11 protein-coding genes are annotated in these 15451 nt (G+C 70.0%); 5 read left to right on the top strand and 6 right to left on the bottom strand.

Annotation, left to right across the window (positions count from 1 at the left end; all coding sequences use genetic code 11):
* The first annotated feature begins 7 nt into the window (after positions 1 to 7).
* Positions 8 to 484, top strand: a complete 477-nt coding sequence (locus ACZ39I_RS21510) for a hypothetical protein (protein WP_467245944.1) — start codon at positions 8 to 10, stop codon at positions 482 to 484.
* Position 485: 1 nt separating this feature from the next.
* On the opposite strand, the gene ACZ39I_RS21505 is transcribed toward ACZ39I_RS21510, so the two are convergent.
* Positions 486 to 1838 carry a pectate lyase family protein gene (locus ACZ39I_RS21505; RefSeq protein ID WP_467245943.1) on the bottom strand — a complete coding sequence of 451 codons (1353 nt, stop codon included), beginning with the start codon at positions 1836 to 1838 and terminating at the stop codon, positions 486 to 488.
* Between the two features lie 219 nt (positions 1839 to 2057).
* Here ACZ39I_RS21505 and ACZ39I_RS21500 point away from each other — a divergent pair, with 219 nt between their 5' ends.
* On the top strand, positions 2058 to 5258 hold the full coding sequence (locus ACZ39I_RS21500) for an FG-GAP repeat domain-containing protein (protein WP_467245942.1): 3201 nt from the start codon (positions 2058 to 2060) through the stop codon (positions 5256 to 5258).
* 94 nt (positions 5259 to 5352) lie between these two features.
* On the opposite strand, the gene ACZ39I_RS21495 is transcribed toward ACZ39I_RS21500, so the two are convergent.
* Together ACZ39I_RS21495 and aspS are read right to left on the bottom strand one after the other, a co-directional pair.
* The gene (locus tag ACZ39I_RS21495; RefSeq protein ID WP_467246259.1) at positions 5353 to 6297 is read right to left on the bottom strand and encodes an intradiol ring-cleavage dioxygenase; all 945 of its coding nucleotides are present in this window, start codon (positions 6295 to 6297) and stop codon (positions 5353 to 5355) included.
* 130 nt (positions 6298 to 6427) lie between these two features.
* On the bottom strand, positions 6428 to 8191 hold the full coding sequence (gene aspS, locus ACZ39I_RS21490; protein WP_467245940.1) for an aspartate--tRNA ligase: 1764 nt from the start codon (positions 8189 to 8191) through the stop codon (positions 6428 to 6430).
* A gap of 145 nt (positions 8192 to 8336) precedes the next feature.
* On the opposite strand from aspS, the gene ACZ39I_RS21485 reads away from it, so the two are divergent.
* Positions 8337 to 10481, top strand: coding sequence for a SpoIIE family protein phosphatase (locus ACZ39I_RS21485; RefSeq protein ID WP_467245938.1), 2145 nt, complete (start codon positions 8337 to 8339; stop codon positions 10479 to 10481).
* Between the two features lie 141 nt (positions 10482 to 10622).
* Positions 10623 to 11345 carry a hypothetical protein gene (locus ACZ39I_RS21480; protein ID WP_467245936.1) on the top strand — a complete coding sequence of 241 codons (723 nt, stop codon included), beginning with the start codon at positions 10623 to 10625 and terminating at the stop codon, positions 11343 to 11345.
* Between the two features lie 75 nt (positions 11346 to 11420).
* Here the strand turns inward: ACZ39I_RS21480 and ACZ39I_RS21475 are convergent, their stop codons facing one another.
* Positions 11421 to 12392, bottom strand: coding sequence for a pirin family protein (locus tag ACZ39I_RS21475; RefSeq protein WP_467245934.1), 972 nt, complete (start codon positions 12390 to 12392; stop codon positions 11421 to 11423).
* A 120-nt stretch (positions 12393 to 12512) separates the two neighbouring features.
* Positions 12513 to 14003 carry an MFS transporter gene (locus tag ACZ39I_RS21470; RefSeq protein WP_467245932.1) on the bottom strand — a complete coding sequence of 497 codons (1491 nt, stop codon included), beginning with the start codon at positions 14001 to 14003 and terminating at the stop codon, positions 12513 to 12515.
* A gap of 144 nt (positions 14004 to 14147) precedes the next feature.
* On the opposite strand from ACZ39I_RS21470, the gene ACZ39I_RS21465 reads away from it, so the two are divergent.
* Positions 14148 to 14879 carry a TetR/AcrR family transcriptional regulator C-terminal domain-containing protein gene (locus tag ACZ39I_RS21465; protein WP_467245930.1) on the top strand — a complete coding sequence of 244 codons (732 nt, stop codon included), beginning with the start codon at positions 14148 to 14150 and terminating at the stop codon, positions 14877 to 14879.
* A gap of 5 nt (positions 14880 to 14884) precedes the next feature.
* On the opposite strand, the gene ACZ39I_RS21460 is transcribed toward ACZ39I_RS21465, so the two are convergent.
* Positions 14885 to 15361, bottom strand: a complete 477-nt coding sequence (locus ACZ39I_RS21460) for an SseB family protein (protein ID WP_123990455.1) — start codon at positions 15359 to 15361, stop codon at positions 14885 to 14887.
* Between the last annotated feature and the right edge of the window lie 90 nt (positions 15362 to 15451).

Here is a 15451-nt window from a genome sequence, read left to right as displayed (position 1 = left end):
TTGCGCCATGGCAGTGCCCGGGGTCATTCCTGTCGCGTACGAGCCGAAGCACCGCACCGAGACGATCGGGCGGTATGCGGAGGGTCAGTTCCTGGCGTCGATCACATTTGCCTTCCCTGAGGGATTCCACCTCGAGGAAGGCTGGGAAGAGCAGAAGCGCCTGTACGCGGTTCTGCACACCTTCGATTCCGAGGGCAATTACCGCGACTCGGACATCTGGTGCGCCGGCACCTGGGGCGAGCAGCAGCGCGACCCGCGCGGCGACGCCTCGCCCCTCACCCGCGCCCAGGTCCACCGGGCGACCCTGCTCCGCAGCCTCCCCCGCCGCTCCTACACGGACATCGCGATCCGTCCCTTCAGCGTCACCCACGACGGCGTCCGCTTCGGCCTGGTGATCCGCGAGGACGAGGGCGAGCAGTGGGCAGAGCTCTACCCGGACCGCCTCGCCTTCGCGGAACCCTGGGACGGGACCTACGACACGTGAGCTAGGAGAGCACTCCGGCGCCGGTCGTCGTCGCCAGCGACGCAGGCAGGTTCTTCACCGCGGTGGCCGAGGTCTCCAGGCCCGTCGTCAGGGTCGGGGTCCAGTTCACGGTCGTCTTCAGGTCCTTCGAGGACGCGGCGTTGTAGGCGGCGACCAGGTCGGTCACCGTGCCGTTGACCTGGTTGCCGGAGCCCGCGATGGCGCCGGTGCCGTCGCCGGACAGCAGCTTGGAGACCTTCACGCTCGACGGGACCGTCCAGAAGTTGTTCGCGGCGACGACCTGGGCCTTGGCGCGGGAGTTGATGCTGTACTGCACCGCGTAGCCGTTCAAGGTCGTGACGTCGTAGTAGTTGTTGTAGATGTGGATCTGGCCGACGCGTGACAGGGGCGCCCGCTGGACGATGCCCTTCCACACGTTGTGGTGGATCGAGACCCGCAGCTTGCCGCTCGGCTCGCTGTCGCTGCTGCCGATCAGCATCGTCTTGTCGTGGTTGGTGAACTGGTTGCGGGAGACGGTCACCAGGTCCGAGCTCTTGGTGATGTCCAGCGCGCCGTCGTGGATCTGGTACTCACGGCCGAAGTACTTCGGGTTGGCGGAGTCAAGGTGCGGCGCGTCGGTGAACGTGTTGTGGTCCGCCCAGACGTGGGTGGCGCCCCGCAGGGTCACCGAGTCGTAGTTCGAGTTCCAGTTGCCGTCGTCGCCGTCCGTCGGGTCCCACTGCGGGAAGCAGTCCTCGGTGCCGGCGAAGGTGAGGTTGCGGACGATGACGTTGTCCACGTTCTGGATCTGGAGCATGCCACCGGAGATCCCGGCCTTCGTGCCCGGCTCCCCGACGATCGTGGTGTTGGCGGGCACCTTGAAGACGATGTTCGCGGCCTGCTTCTTCTGCGCGGCCGCACGAGCGGTCTCCTGCGTGCCCGACGGCAGCTTCGAGCGGCCGTAGGTGGCCGGGTCGAACGCCTTCAGGTAGGAGGTGAGCGAGTAGCCCGTACCCGACGCGTAGTTCGCGCAGGTCAGCTTCTTGCCGGCGTCGTCCGTGTTGGCGTCGATCGTGCCCTTGACCTTGATGATCCGCGGGGTGGTGTCGGACGCGGACCCCAGCGCCTTCACGAGCTGTGCCCGGGTGGAGACGGTGAACGTGTGCGCGGAGTCGGCCTTGGTGCCACCGGTCGTGCCCGTGCCGGAGGACGCCCAGCCGTCCTTCGCGGCGAGCGTCTGGTGGGGCAGGTCCACGGCCTGGGCGTTCGCGTTCATCACGACGGCACCGGCGCCGACGCCCGCGGCCACCACGGCGGCGGAGACGAGGAGGGTACGGCGCTTGCGGAGAGACCGGCGGTGGGAGGCAGAAGCCACGGGGATTCCTTACGAGCGGTGGTGGGACATGCGCGTTTCGTGGAGCACCGGTGAAGGCGCTTCCGTCCTCAAGTAGCCGCCGGAATCAGGGAGGTTGCCGCAGCGCACGAATTTTCTTGCACACGTGTCACAACCGCCCCACCCGCACCTCTTTACCCGCCCTTCACCCCTCTCTTACCTGCGGATAAGGTGTGCTGACTCATAGGAAAGGACCCTCAGTTGGGCAGACACGCCCCGGGACGAGCGGGCCGTGCCACGTTCGTCTCCGCCCTGGCCGTAGCGGTGGCGGCCGGCTCGATCACCCTGTTCTCCAGCACCGAGGACACCGGCGCGCAGGCGGCGACAGCCGCCGTGGCCGGCACCACCGAGATCGTCCTGGACGATCCCCGCAGCGACACCCCCCGCACCGACCGCCTGCTCGCCGCGGGCGCGACCGGCTTCCTGCACCGCAGGTCAGGGGTCGCAGGCCTCCTGTGGACGGGGTACGGGGACGGCGCCACCGTCCCCGTCGAGGGCCCGACCGGCGTCTACCAGCCGACCACCACCAGCTGCTACGACATCTCCGCGCGCTGCGCCTCGGGCGTGTTCGGGCAGGCCGCCGACACCGTGGCCCTGCCGCACCGCACCTACGGCGACCCCGTGTCGCTGTGGAGCCCGGGCGGCGGCGCCCTCAGGACCGTGGACCTCAGCCAGTCGGCCACCCGCGTGGGCACGTACGGCGAGACGACCGTCACCGTCGAGCGGAACGGCGTCGTCGACGGCCAGGAGCTGGACGGCTATGTGCTGCACCTCGTCGACCTGGTCGACGGCAAGCAGCGCGACCGCGTGGTCTCCGGCCTGCCCGCCGACGGCACCTGGGAGGGCAACCTCGGGCGCACCGGCGACGCCAAGGGCGCACTGCTCACCTACCCGGTCCGCGACGGGAACGGCGACTTCACGTCGTACACCGTCGGCTACCTCGACTTCGCCACCGCCGAGCTGACCCCGGCCTTCACCGGTCTGCCCCGGGAGACGGTGCCGGAGGTCGTGCTCACCGACGACCGCGTCGGCTGGTACACCGAGGCCTCCGGCCTGCACCTCAAGCCCCGCACCGACCTCTCCGCCGCCGACACCACCCCGGTGGCCGGCGAGGACCTGCCCGGCACCCCGGTGCCCGTCCTGGCCGGCGACTGGCTGGTCCTCGCCACCAACGGCGGCTCCGTCCGGGCCGTCTCCCTGGCCGGCGGCACCACGAAGACGCTGCTGACCCGGTCCTACGGCACCCCGCTGGCCGCCCCCGACGGGACCGCGCTGGTCACCGGCGGCACCGGCGCGGCCGACTGGTGGGTCCAGCAAGTCGTCACCGGCGCGGACGGCACCCCGCAGCTGAAGAAGATCGTCAAGGTGCCGCCGCTGGAGAACGCCAAGACGGGCATCGCCCTGAGCCGCGGCAGCCTGCGGGTGGCCGAGGACAGCTCCACGAGCTCCATGGACACCACCTCGGTCCGCACCCTCACCACCGACGGCAGCACCGAGCTGACCGCCTCCGCGGCCACGGACGGGGACAGAATCTCCGCGAAGTGCCCCTACCCGGGCACCACCTGCTCCGCCCTGTGGGGCAACAGCCCCGAGGACGTCCATCTTGAGACGTTCGACGACGCCAACGAGGGCGGCACCGGTCTGCCGAACGCCGACCGGCTGGTCGCCCTCCACGACGGCTGGTCCGGCCACACGTTGGCCTACGGCACCACGGACGGCGCGATCGTCGACGTCTCCGACAACTACGCCGTCTACAACTCGGGCGGTACGACCCCGACGCAGTACATCGGCGAGTTCGGCTACGGCGACCCGCTCAAGCGCTCGGTCCGCGCCGCCGCCCTCAACGGCTCCACGCTCTGGAGCGCGACCACGACGCCCGGCAGGCTGACCTCGTACAGCCTGACCACGAGGAAGACCCTCTCCACGGTCGACGTCCCGAACCTCGGCTGTGTGCCGAGCGAGCTCCAGGCGGCGGGCCGCTGGGTGTACTGGTCCTGCTCGGGCGCTTCGGCGGGCGTGTACGACACCAAGGCGGCCAAGTCCGTCCCCGTCACCCCCGGTGACGTCCTGCTCGGCGACGGCTTCACGGTCCGCCACGACCACGAGGCCGACCAGCTGGTCCTGACGGACACCACGACCGGTACCACCCGCGTGGTCGCCTCCGGCCTGCCCGACTCGGGGCTCGCCGTGGATCGCCGCTTCCGGTGGACGGTCGACGAGTACACGGGTCTGGTCGCCTGGTTCGACGCGTTCGAGCAGACGCACGTGGCCACGACCGGTGTCACCCCGTCCGCGGTGACGGCGTTCCGCACCGAGGCCGAGGGCTATGTGGAGCCCGGCTCCACGACCGCCTGGACCGGCCGGTGGGAGCTGTCCCGTCCGGTCACCGCCTGGTCCCTGACCTTCACCTCGGTGCAGAGCGGCGCGACCGGCAGGGCCACCCGCACGATCACCGGCGGGGCCGCCTCGGCGGAAGTGACGGCGAACTGGAACGGCAAGACGTCGAGCGGGGTCCCCTTCCCCAACGGCGCCTTCACCTGGACGCTCAGGGCGACCGGCCTGGGCACCGCCGCCCCGGTCACGGTGACGAGCAGCGAGGGCTACCTGTTGCACGGCTCGGCGGTCCACCGGGACTTCGTCAGCCCCGACGGCCCGGACGGCCGCGGCGACCTGCTCACCCTCAACTCCTCCGGCGGCCTGACCTTCCAGAGCGGCACCGGGACCGGCAGGTTCAGCGAGAAGGTCAGTGCCGGCGGCTGGCCCACCACCATCAGGGCGATCCCCTTCGGCGACCTGAGCGGCGACCGCTGCAACGACGTCCTGGTCCGGCTGAGCAGCGGCGCCCTGCGCCTGTACAAGCCCGGCTGCGGATCCGCGGTCAAGCCGTCGACGTCGTACACCACGCTGAACACCAGCGGCTGGAACCAGTACGACGTGCTGACCTCGCCCGGTGACATCAGCGGCGACGGCCGCCCCGACCTGATCGCACGGGGGACCTCCACCGGCACGGTCTACCTCTACAAGGGCACCAGCACCGGCAAGCTCTCCGCGCGCGTGAAGCTCTACGACAACTGGAAGAGCTACAAGAAGATCGTCGGCGCCGGCGACCTCAACGGCGACGGCGTCGGCGACCTGCTCGCCCAGGACACGTCCAACACCCTCTACCGCTACGACGGCACCGGCGCGGGCACCTTCAAGGCCCGCGTGAAGCTCTTCACCAACTGGGGCGGCTCCTACAACGTCGTCGTCGGCGTCGGGGACATCACCGACGACGGCAGGGCGGACCTCGTCTCCCGCGACACCGGCGGCACGCTGTGGCGCAACAACGGTGACGGGAAGGGGTCGTTCGGGGCACGGACGAAGATCTCGACCGGCTGGCAGGGCTACAAGTTCCTTTCCTAGACGGAGTTACTTTCCTGGACAGGGGGGGCGCGAATGAGGGCGCCCGGGACCGCAAGGGTTCCGGGCGCTCTCCCACGTGGGTCGCGGGGTTGGCTCAGTTGTTGTCGTTCGTCGCGTCCGGGTCGACGCCCATCGTGAGGGAGCCGATGACGCCCTTGGCGATGTCCTTCTTGTTGTACTTCAGCTTGAGCAGGCCGCCGGTGGTGCCGCTCTGGTCGTAGATCGTGTCCTCGGTGAGCGTGGTGCGCTCGGTGGTGCTGGTGGAGTACGGCTCGACCTCGGCGGAGGCCAGCACGGACTCCTCGTCGAAGAAGAACTGGCCCGTGTGGCAGGTGTTGCCGCCCTCGTAACCGGCGTCCGTCCACTCGCCGTTGACGTGCACCTTGGTGTGGATGTGCACGCAACGGCCCCGGTACCAGCCCGGGAAGATCGTCTTGAACGTGACCTGGCCGTGCCTGTCGGTCTTCCAGGTGCCGCGCAGATAGCGCTCGTCGTCGGTGGGCTCCTGGTGGACACCGCCACCGCTGCCCCCGGTCGGCGCGCCCGACGGCGGTGCACCGGTCGGGGTCCCGCTCGGTGTGCCCGAGGGCGCGCCGGTCGGGGCGGTGCCGCCACCACCGGTCGACGATGCCTCGTAGCCCGAGTAGATGCCGAGCGCGTCGCAGTGCCAGATGTCGACGGCGGCGTCGGCGATCGGTTTGCAGGTCTCGGAGTCGATCACCTTGAGGGCGAGGGTGAGCGGGATGCCCTCCTTGTCCTCGGTGATGTCCCGGCGGAGTTTGTCCGCGTCGATGTAGTAGGGCCCCTCGGTGGTCTCCGAGGTGAGCTTGTAGCAGGCCTCCGACGCACTGGAGCTGCCGCTCGCGGCGGCGCTCGCGCTCGTCTCGCCCGCGAAGGCACCCGACGCGGCGAGGGTGCCCGCCGCGCCCACCGCCACGGCCGCGCCCGCTCCGGCGACGACGACCTTGCGCCGCGTCAGGTCCTTCTTGTGCTTCGGCTGATGGGCCGGCTGCTGATGGTCCGTCTGGTTTCCCGTCATGGACATGGAAGCTAGGTAAGAAGCCTGTCCTGAGCGTGGGAGCGGACTGTGGCTTGCTGTGCGGCGGCGGGGGCGAACGCGAAGGGGCCCGAGACCGGCGTCGGTCTCGGGCCCCTTCGGAAAGTGGCGTCTACTTCGGCTGCGGCTTGCGCACCGACAGGTGCAGCTCCCGCAGCCGGGCCTCCTCCAGCTCCGTCGGCGCGCCCATCATCAGGTCCTGGGCGTTGCCGTTGAGCGGGAAGGAGATGGTCTCGCGGATGTTCGGCTCGTCCGCGAGGAGCATGACGATGCGGTCGACACCCGGGGCGATACCGCCGTGCGGCGGGGCGCCGAAGCGGAACGCGCGCAGCATGCCCGCGAACTTCTCCTCGACGGTCTCCCGGTCGTAGCCCGCGATCTCGAAGGCCTTGAGCATGATCTCGGGCTCGTGGTTCCGGATCGCGCCGGAGGACAGCTCGACGCCGTTGCAGACGATGTCGTACTGCCAGCCCAGGATGTCCAGCGGGTCCTGGGTCTCCAGGGCCTCGAGACCGCCCTGCGGCATGGAGAACGGGTTGTGCGAGAAGTCGATCGCGCCGGTCTCCTCGTCCTTCTCGTACATCGGGAAGTCGACGATCCAGCAGAACCGGAAGACGTTCTCCTCGAAGTGCCCGGCACGCTTGGCGGCCTCGACCCGCACCGCGCCCATGATCTTCGAGACCTCGTCGAACTCGCCCGCGCCGAAGAACACGGCGTGACCGGCGGCCAGCGACAGACGCTTGGTCAGCTCGGCGACGTTGTCCTCGGTGAGGAACTTCGCGATCGGGCCGGTGAGGGACCCGTCCTCGGTCACGCGCACCCAGGCCAGGCCCCGCGCACCCTGCGAGACGGCGTAGTCACCGAGCTGGTCGAAGAACTTCCGCGGCTGCGCGGAGACGTCCGGCACCGCCAGCGCCCGCACGTGCTTGCCGGCGAACGCCTTGAACTCCGAGCCCTCGAAGACGTCGGTGATGTCGACGAGCTCCAGCTGGGCGCGCAGGTCCGGCTTGTCGGAGCCGTACTTCAGCATCGCCTCGCGGAACGGGATCCGCGGGAAGGGAGACGTGACGTGACGGCCGTTGCCGAACTCCTCGAACAGCTCGGTCATGAGCTTCTCGATCGGCTGGAAGACGTCCTCCTGCTCGACGAAGCTCATCTCGACGTCGAGCTGGTAGAACTCGCCCGGCGAGCGGTCCGCGCGCGCGTCCTCGTCACGGAAACAGGGCGCGATCTGGAAGTAGCGGTCGAACCCGGAGATCATCAGCAGCTGCTTGAACTGCTGCGGTGCCTGCGGCAGGGCGTAGAACTTGCCCGGGTTCAGGCGGGAGGGGACGACGAAGTCACGGGCGCCCTCGGGGGAGGTCGCGGACAGGATCGGCGTCGCCATCTCGTTGAAACCGAGGGCGACCATCTTCGAGCGGATCGAGGCGATCACCGACGACCGCAGCATGATGTTCTTGTGCATGCGCTCGCGGCGCAGGTCGAGGAAGCGGTACTCCAGGCGCCGCTCCTCGTTCACCCCGTCCTCGGTGTTGATCGTGAACGGCAGCGGGGCGGCCGCGCCGAGCAGCTCGACCTCGCCGACCTCGACCTCGACCTCACCGGTGGGCAGGTCTGGGTTGACGTTCTCGGTGCCACGGGAGACGACCTTGCCGTCGACGCGGACCGTGGACTCCTTGGTCAGCTTGTCGAGGGCCTCGTACGCGGGCGTGCCCGGACGGGCGACCAGCTGGGTGATGCCGTAGTGGTCGCGCAGATCGATGAAGAGGATGCCGCCCAGGTCGCGCCGATTGTGCAGCCAGCCACTCAGCCGGACGTCGGTACCGACGTCAGAGGCGCGGAGCTCGCCGCAGGTGTGGGACCTGTACCGATGCATCGTCGTTCATCCAGTCTTCGCGGATCGAGGGGCGTGTTTCACGTGAAACAGCTCCCAGCCTACCGGGGACCCCGAGATCGCCTCCCCACCATTACGACTCGGCCAACAGTGGCACTCCTCGATCTCCTGTTCTTAAAGTGGGGCAATGCGCACTGGTGAGCCCTTGCCCGCCGTGGGGGAGGTTCTCACCGCCCTCGCGACCGGCCTGTGGCACTGGGACACCGCCACCGAACTGGTCACCGTCGACGCGGAGGCGGCTCGGCTCCTCGGGCTGCCCCCCGAGCGGACCACCCTCACGGAGGCCCAGGCCCGGGCCCGGCTGCACCCGGTCGACTGGAACGAGATCATCAGCGTCGTCGGGCTCGCCGTCGCCGAGGACACCCTCGCAGAGGTCCGGATCCGGATCATGGACGAGCGCGGCCTGGTGACCCGTACCGTGCGCAGCCGCTCCAAGCCGTCGTACGACAAGGAAAAGAAGTCGTTCCAGCTGATCGGCACCCTCCAGCAGGTCACCGAGCCGACCCCCGGCACCCCCGCCGGCCGCACCGCCATCACCGGGGACTGGCGGCGCTCCCGCGAGGCCTTCCTGCTGGACGCCGGCCGCGCCCTGGCCGAGGCCCGCTCCACCGCCGAGGTGCTGCGGGTGGCCGCGGGCCTGTCCATGCCGGGCTTCAGCCCCGACGGCCTGGCCGTCTTCGGCGTCGAGGGCGACCGCCTCACGATCATCGGCCACCACGGACAGCAGCCCGGCGACGAGAGCCCCTTCTCCCACATGTCCCTGGAGACGGACTACCCGGCCGCCGAGGTCGTGCGCACCGGCCGTGCCGTCTACCTCTCCAGCCCCGAGGCCTACCGCTCCCGCTATCCGGTCACCTGGCCGCTCGCCCAGCGCTTCGACCGCCAGTCCTGGGCGTTCCTGCCGCTGACGGTGGCCGGCCGCACGATGGGCGCGTGGATGGCGGGCTTCGCCTACCCGGTCGCGTTCACACCGGACGAGCGCTCGGTCCTCACGACGGTGGCCCGCATGCTGGCCCAGGCCCTGTCCCGCGCGGGCCTCGCCGAGTCCGAACGCGAACTGACCGACGGCCTCCAACGCTCGATGCTCCCCACCCTCGGCCCCGAGATACCGGGCATGACCATCGCCGCCCGCTATGTCCCCACCGGCGGCGGCCTCCAGGTCGGCGGCGACTGGTACGACATGATCCCGCTGCCCGGCGGCACCTCCCGCACGAAGTCCGGAGGCGGACGGTTCGCCCTGGTCATCGGGGACGTCCAGGGCCATGACGTGCGGGCGGCGGGCCTGATGGGCCAGCTCCGCATCGCCCTGCGCGCCTACGCCGCCGAGGGCCACCGCCCCGACGCGGTCCTCTCCCGCGCCTCACGCTTCCTCAACGGCATGGCGTACGGCGTCGACGACCCCTCCGACATGCGCTTCGCGACCTGCCTGTACGTCGAGGCCGATCCGGTGACCGGCGTCCTGGAGGTGGCACGGGCCGGCCATCCCGACCCGGCGATCCGCATGGCCGACGGCACGGTCCTGGCCCGCCGCACGCAAGGCGGCCTCCCGCTGGGCATCGACCCGGACGCCGACTACCCCACGACGCGGATCACCCTGGAGCCCGGCGAGACGCTGATGCTGTGCACCGACGGGCTGATCGAGACCGGCGGCCACGACTTCGACACCGGCTGGAAGCGCATCCGCGCCATCCTGGAGACCCACGACGGCGACCTGGAGGAACTCGCCGACGCCCTGATCCAGGCCGTCCACGGTCCCTCCTCCCACCACACCACCGGCCCCCTCGCCGACCGCCGCGAGGACGACATAGCGGTCCTGCTGCTGCACCGGCAGGGAGAGGGCGGCGACCCGGCAGCCGTACGGCCCACGGTCCGCCGCACGATGCTCTCGGTGGCCCAGGCGGAACCCGAACGGGTCGCGGTGGCCCGCCAGCAACTGCGCGAACTGCTCCACGACTGGCCCTCCGCCGACCAGGTGGACTCCGCGGTCCTGCTGCTCTCCGAGACGCTGACCAACGTCCTCGTCCACACCGACGCCGACGCGCTGCTGCTCGCGGAGGTCCGCGGTGAGGCGGGGGAGCGTCGGATGCGGATCGAGGTCACCGACACCAGCGACGATCTCCCGCACAAACGCCGCCCCGGCGAACTGGCCTCCTCGGGCCGCGGCCTGATGCTGATCGAACTCCTGGCGGACATGTGGGGGGTGGACCCCCAGGGCCAGGGCAAGAGCATCTGGTTCGAGCTGTACGAGTCCTCGGGCGAGCCCTCCGCGTAGCACGGGGGCAGGGACCAGACGTCAACACCCGCCCCACCGTCACCCGTTCAGGTGCGCACCGAGCGAGTGGCGTCGACGGCTGCCGTACCGCCTGCACGATGTGTGCCCTGGCCGTGACCCGACCGCACACAAGGACGTCGCATGGGCAAGCCCGCATCCCCGAAGGACCGCGGCAAGGGGTCCTCGTTCTCACTGTCGTACGAAGGCGGCCAACGCGATCCCGCCAACCACATCACGGTGGGGACCGGTGGGTTCTCGTTCAAGGGCTCGACCAAAGCCCTGATGGCCCTCGCCGTGCTGGCCTCGGCCGGCGCGGCGGCCTATCTGACGCTGTCCGGCCAGGCCCAGGGCAACCCGAGCGGTGCGAGCGTGGCACCGAGCACGAGCGCGACCTCGGGCGGGGCCGCCGCCGCCGACCCGACGAAGTCCGACCCGCCGACGTCCCCGACGCCGGGTGTCACTCAGGCTGCCGACGCGGAGCCGGCGGTACGGGAGCACCGCAAGGTCATCCTGCGATCCGACTCCACCGTGGACCTGGACTTCACCAGCCGCTCGCCCGACATCGCCTTCTCCTTGCCGGCGAACGCCGACGACGGTTACACCATCGTCGGGTGGCACGGCGACCTCGCCACCCTCAACGGCCCCGCGACCGCCGAGAGTTGCGCCGCGGCCACCGACTTCGGATTCGCCGTCGACCAGACGAACATCCGCAAGGGACTCACGGCGTGCGTGCTCACCGACGAGAACCGGGTCGCGGCCATCACCGTCCTCGGCTGGCAGGCGGACGACGCGAACTACGCGGGCGGCCTGTCGTCCGTCACCATGGACGTCACCACCTGGGAGAAGCCCGAAGGCGCGGCCTGAGGCCAGGGGGAGAGGTCATCTCCGTTCGCCCCTCGGGTGATCCGAGGGGCGGAACTAGCATCCGTACCGGAGGACCTACAGCCCGCCCTCGGTCATTCCATGGACCGCCGGGACCGTCCCCAGCCGTCCCTTCTGGAAGTCGTCGAACGCCTGCTGGAGTTCCTCACGGGTGTTCATGACGAACGGGCCGTAGTGCGCCATCGGCTCACGGATCGGCTGTCCGCCCAGCAGGACGACCTCCATGTCCGGCGTGTGGGAGTCCTGCTTCTCGTCCGCACGGACGGTCAGGGAGCCGCCGGCTCCGAAGACCGCGGTCTGGCCCAGGTGGATCGGCCGGCGCTCCGCCCCCACCGAACCGCGACCCGCCAGCACGTACGCCAGACCGTTGAAGTCCTCACGCCACGGAAGGGTGAGCTCCGCACCCGGCGCCAGCGTCGCGTGGATCATCGTGATCGGGGTGTGGGTGATGCCGGGACCCTGGTGACCGTCCAGCTCACCGGCGATGACACGGAGCAGCGCGCCACCGTCCGGCGTCGACAGCAACTGCACGTTGCCGCCCCGGATGTCCTGGTACCGCGGCGCCATCATCTTGTCCTTGGCCGGCAGGTTCACCCACAGCTGGAGGCCGTGGAAGAGGCCGCCCGACATGACGAGCGCCTCCGGCGGCGCCTCGATGTGGAGCAGACCCGAACCGGCCGTCATCCACTGGGTGTCGCCGTTGGTGATGGTGCCGCCACCGCCCTGCGAGTCCTGGTGGTCGAAGATCCCGTCGATGATGTACGTGACGGTCTCGAAGCCGCGGTGCGGATGCCAGGGGGTTCCCTTCGGTTCACCCGGCGCGTACTCCACCTCACCCATCTGGTCCATCATGATGAACGGGTCCAGGTGCCGGTAATGGATCCCGGCGAACGCCCGGCGCACCGGGAATCCCTCGCCCTCGAATCCACTCGGCGCGGTCGTCACGCCGAGGACGGGACGGGCCACCGCGTCCGCCGTCGCGGCCACGCGCGGCAGGGTCAGCGGGTTGTCGACAGTCACTGCAGGCATGTCGGTACCTCCTTGTGGATCGAGTTTAGTTGAGCGTTGAACTTTCCGCCACCTCTAACGACAGAAGCCCGGAGGGCATTCCCTCCAGGCTTCTCCCAGACCTCGCACCCCCTGAAGAGGTCAGGCGGCGAGCTCCGGTTCCCGATCGGCGATCTTCTCCGGTACCGGCCGGTCGTCCCGCATCACCAGCGTCGCCAGCAGCGCCGCCGCCAGGACGCCGATCGCGCTGATCGTGAAGGTCGTCGACATGGAGGCGGTGAAGGCCTCGCGGGCCGCCGCCAGCAGCCCAGGGTCCTTCAGAGCGGTCGCTCCGGCTATCGAGTGCCTCGCCTGCTCCGGCGTGCCCTCGGGCATCCGGTGCGCGAAGCCGTTCGACAGGAGCGAACCCAGGATCGCGATGCCCAGTGCGGTGCCGGCCTGCTGGACGGTGTCGTTCAGGGCCGAGCCGACGCCCGCCTTGTCCTCGGGGATGGTGCCCATCAGCGCCGCCACCGCAGCCGGCATCGCCAGGCCCGCACCCAGCCCGAGCAGGCCGAGCGCGACGGCCGGGACGGTGAAGCCGGAGTCCGCCGAGACCGTGGTCAGCAGGGCGAAGCAGGCCGCCATCACCAGCATGCCCACGAGGATCACCCACCGGTTGCCGTACTTCGCGGCGAGCTTGACCCCCACGCCGTTGCCCAGCAGGGCCGCGACCGCCAGCGGCAGGAAGGCCAGGCCCGCCGTGACCGGTGAGTAGCCGAGCACGAACTGGAGGTACTGGGTGAGCACCAGGAGCAGGCCGCCGTTGCCCGTCTGGACCAGGGCCAGGGAGAGCGAACCGCCGCTGAAGTTGCGGTGCTTGAAGAGGACGAGCGGGACCATGGGGGACTTCGTGACGTTCTCCCAGATGACGAAGCCGGCCAGGGACACGAGGGCCACGGGCAGGGCGGCCGTCCACACGCCGTGCTGCGGGAGCTCGATGATCCACCACACCAGGGCGGTCATCCCGGCCGCCGACAGCAACGCGCCCAGCGGGTCGGCCTTCTGCCAGGGTGCCTTCGACTCCGGCATCAGCGTCAGACCGGCGATGATCGCGAGGGCCACGACCGGAACGTTGAGGAGGAAGATCGACTGCCAGGAGAAGTGGTCGATCAGGACCCCGCCGAGCACGGGGCTGCCGACCAGGCCGAGCATCGCCACCGAGCTCCAGGCCGCCATCGCCCGGCCGCGCTCGTCCTCGTCGAAGACGGTGATGAGGATCGAGAGTGTGGACGGCATGATCAGCGCGCCTCCGACGCCCATGGCGACGCGGACGGCTATCACCTCGCCGGGGGTGGTGCACCAGATCGCGGCCAGTGAGGCGGCACCGAAGAGCAGGAGTCCTATCAGCATCACCTTGCGGCGGCCGAACCGGTCACCCAGGCTGCCCGAGGTGAGCAGCAGGCCGGCGAAGACCAGGATGTAGGAGTCCAGGATCCACTGGGTGTCCTGGGCGCTCGCTCCGATCTCCTCGGTCATGACCGGGACCGCGACGGTCAGCGCCATGCTGTCGACGACGAGCACCAGGCTGCTCAGGCAGAGCACGACCAAGATCCACCAGCGGCGCGGATTGCGCACTTCCAAGGCGTCCATGACGATTCCCCTCCGGCTTCGTGACACCGTTCCCTCGTTGCGAACACTGTACGCAGACCGGAACACTGTACGCAAGTATCAATTCCTGTACGCTTGGCGCGAACGATGTACGCAGCAGGTCGCGTCGCAGGAGCAGGAGTACCGATGACGACGAAGCCGACCCCCATCCCCTCCGTCTGGGCGCGCCCCCAGCGCGAGCCCGACCAGCCGGCGCTCAGCCGTGCCGCGATCGTGCGCGAGGCGATCGTCATGCTGGACGCGGAGGGCGTCGAGGCGCTGAGCATGCGCAAGCTCGCCACCCGGCTGAACGCCGGCGCGGCCTCGCTCTACCGGCACGTGGCCACGAAGGACGAGCTGATGGAGCTGGCGGTGGACGAGGTCGCCGCGGAGATCCACGTCCCGTCGGCGGACGGCCCCGACTGGCGGGCGGCCGTCACGGAGGCGGCCCGTTCCTTCCGTACGACGGCCCTGCGGCACCCGTGGCTGCCCCCGGTCCTCGGCCAGGCGGGCCTCGCCTATCTGGGCCCCAACCTCATGTCCTACTCGGAGCGGCTGGCGGCCCTGTTCACGGCCGCCGGATTCCCGGATCCCGGCACGGCGATCGACGCGGTGCTGTCGTACGTGATCGGTATGAGCACCACGGAGGCGGCCTGGCTCACCACCGTCAGCCGCTCCGGGGACTCCGAGTCGGGCCTCATCGCCCGCCTGCTCCCCGCGGTGCAGCAGGCCACGGCCCCGCACAGCCATCTGGCGCAGGGTTACGCCGAGACCGAGGAGGCGGCCACGACGGATCCGGCAGCCCTGCGGGAGGCGAAATTCGAGGCCGCCCTGGACATCGTCCTGGACGGCCTGTCACTGCGCCTGGGAACCCCGTGAGCGCGTTACCCGTACATCCTGCGCATCGCGAACTCGACCATCTGCTCCACGGCCTTCGCGTCGAAGACGATCCGGTGCTCGCCCTCCATGTCGAGGACGAAGCCGTAGCCCGTGGGCAGCAGGTCGAGGACCTCGGCGCCGGTGATGACGAAGTACTTGGACTCCTTGCCCGCGTACCGCCGCAGTTCCTTGAGCGTGGTGAACATGGGGATCACCGGCTGCTGGGTGTTGTGCAGGGCGAGGAACCCGGGGTTGTCGCCGCGCGGGCAGTAGACCTTGGAGGTGGCGAAGACCTGCTGGAAGTCCTCCGCCGCCAGCTGTCCGGTGGTGAAGGCACGCACCGCGTCCGCGAGCGAGGGCGGGGACGGCTCGGGGTACAGCGGCGGCTGCTGGCCGTACCCGCCCACACCGCCGGCCATGGGCTGCTGCGGCGGGACGCCGTACTGCTGCTGGGCACCAGCGTTCTGGTCGTAGCCGTACATGGGCGTAAGAGTACCGAGGGGGCGGGGGCGGTGGGCGGCTACCGGCACCCGGAAAACCGACAGCGACCCGACAGCCGCCGGCTCTGGGTC

The sequence above is a fragment of the Streptomyces sp. NPDC024687 genome, assembly GCF_055559055.1.
Note: the sequence above shows the minus strand (reverse complement) of the source record. Positions and strands in the feature narration are given on the sequence as shown.

Excerpts from the sequence above, each read along its gene's own strand:
- ACZ39I_RS21510 (WP_467245944.1), top strand. The coding sequence starts at position 8 with ATGGCAGTGCCCGGGGTCATTCCTGTCGCGTACGAGCCGAAGCACCGC.
- ACZ39I_RS21495 (WP_467246259.1), bottom strand. The coding sequence starts at position 6,297 with ATGACGGGAAACCAGACGGACCATCAGCAGCCGGCCCATCAGCCGAAG.
- aspS (WP_467245940.1), bottom strand. The coding sequence starts at position 8,191 with ATGCATCGGTACAGGTCCCACACCTGCGGCGAGCTCCGCGCCTCTGAC.
- ACZ39I_RS21485 (WP_467245938.1), top strand. The coding sequence starts at position 8,337 with ATGCGCACTGGTGAGCCCTTGCCCGCCGTGGGGGAGGTTCTCACCGCC.
- ACZ39I_RS21480 (WP_467245936.1), top strand. The coding sequence starts at position 10,623 with ATGGGCAAGCCCGCATCCCCGAAGGACCGCGGCAAGGGGTCCTCGTTC.
- ACZ39I_RS21475 (WP_467245934.1), bottom strand. The coding sequence starts at position 12,392 with ATGCCTGCAGTGACTGTCGACAACCCGCTGACCCTGCCGCGCGTGGCC.
- ACZ39I_RS21470 (WP_467245932.1), bottom strand. The coding sequence starts at position 14,003 with ATGGACGCCTTGGAAGTGCGCAATCCGCGCCGCTGGTGGATCTTGGTC.
- ACZ39I_RS21465 (WP_467245930.1), top strand. The coding sequence starts at position 14,148 with ATGACGACGAAGCCGACCCCCATCCCCTCCGTCTGGGCGCGCCCCCAG.
- ACZ39I_RS21460 (WP_123990455.1), bottom strand. The coding sequence starts at position 15,361 with ATGTACGGCTACGACCAGAACGCTGGTGCCCAGCAGCAGTACGGCGTC.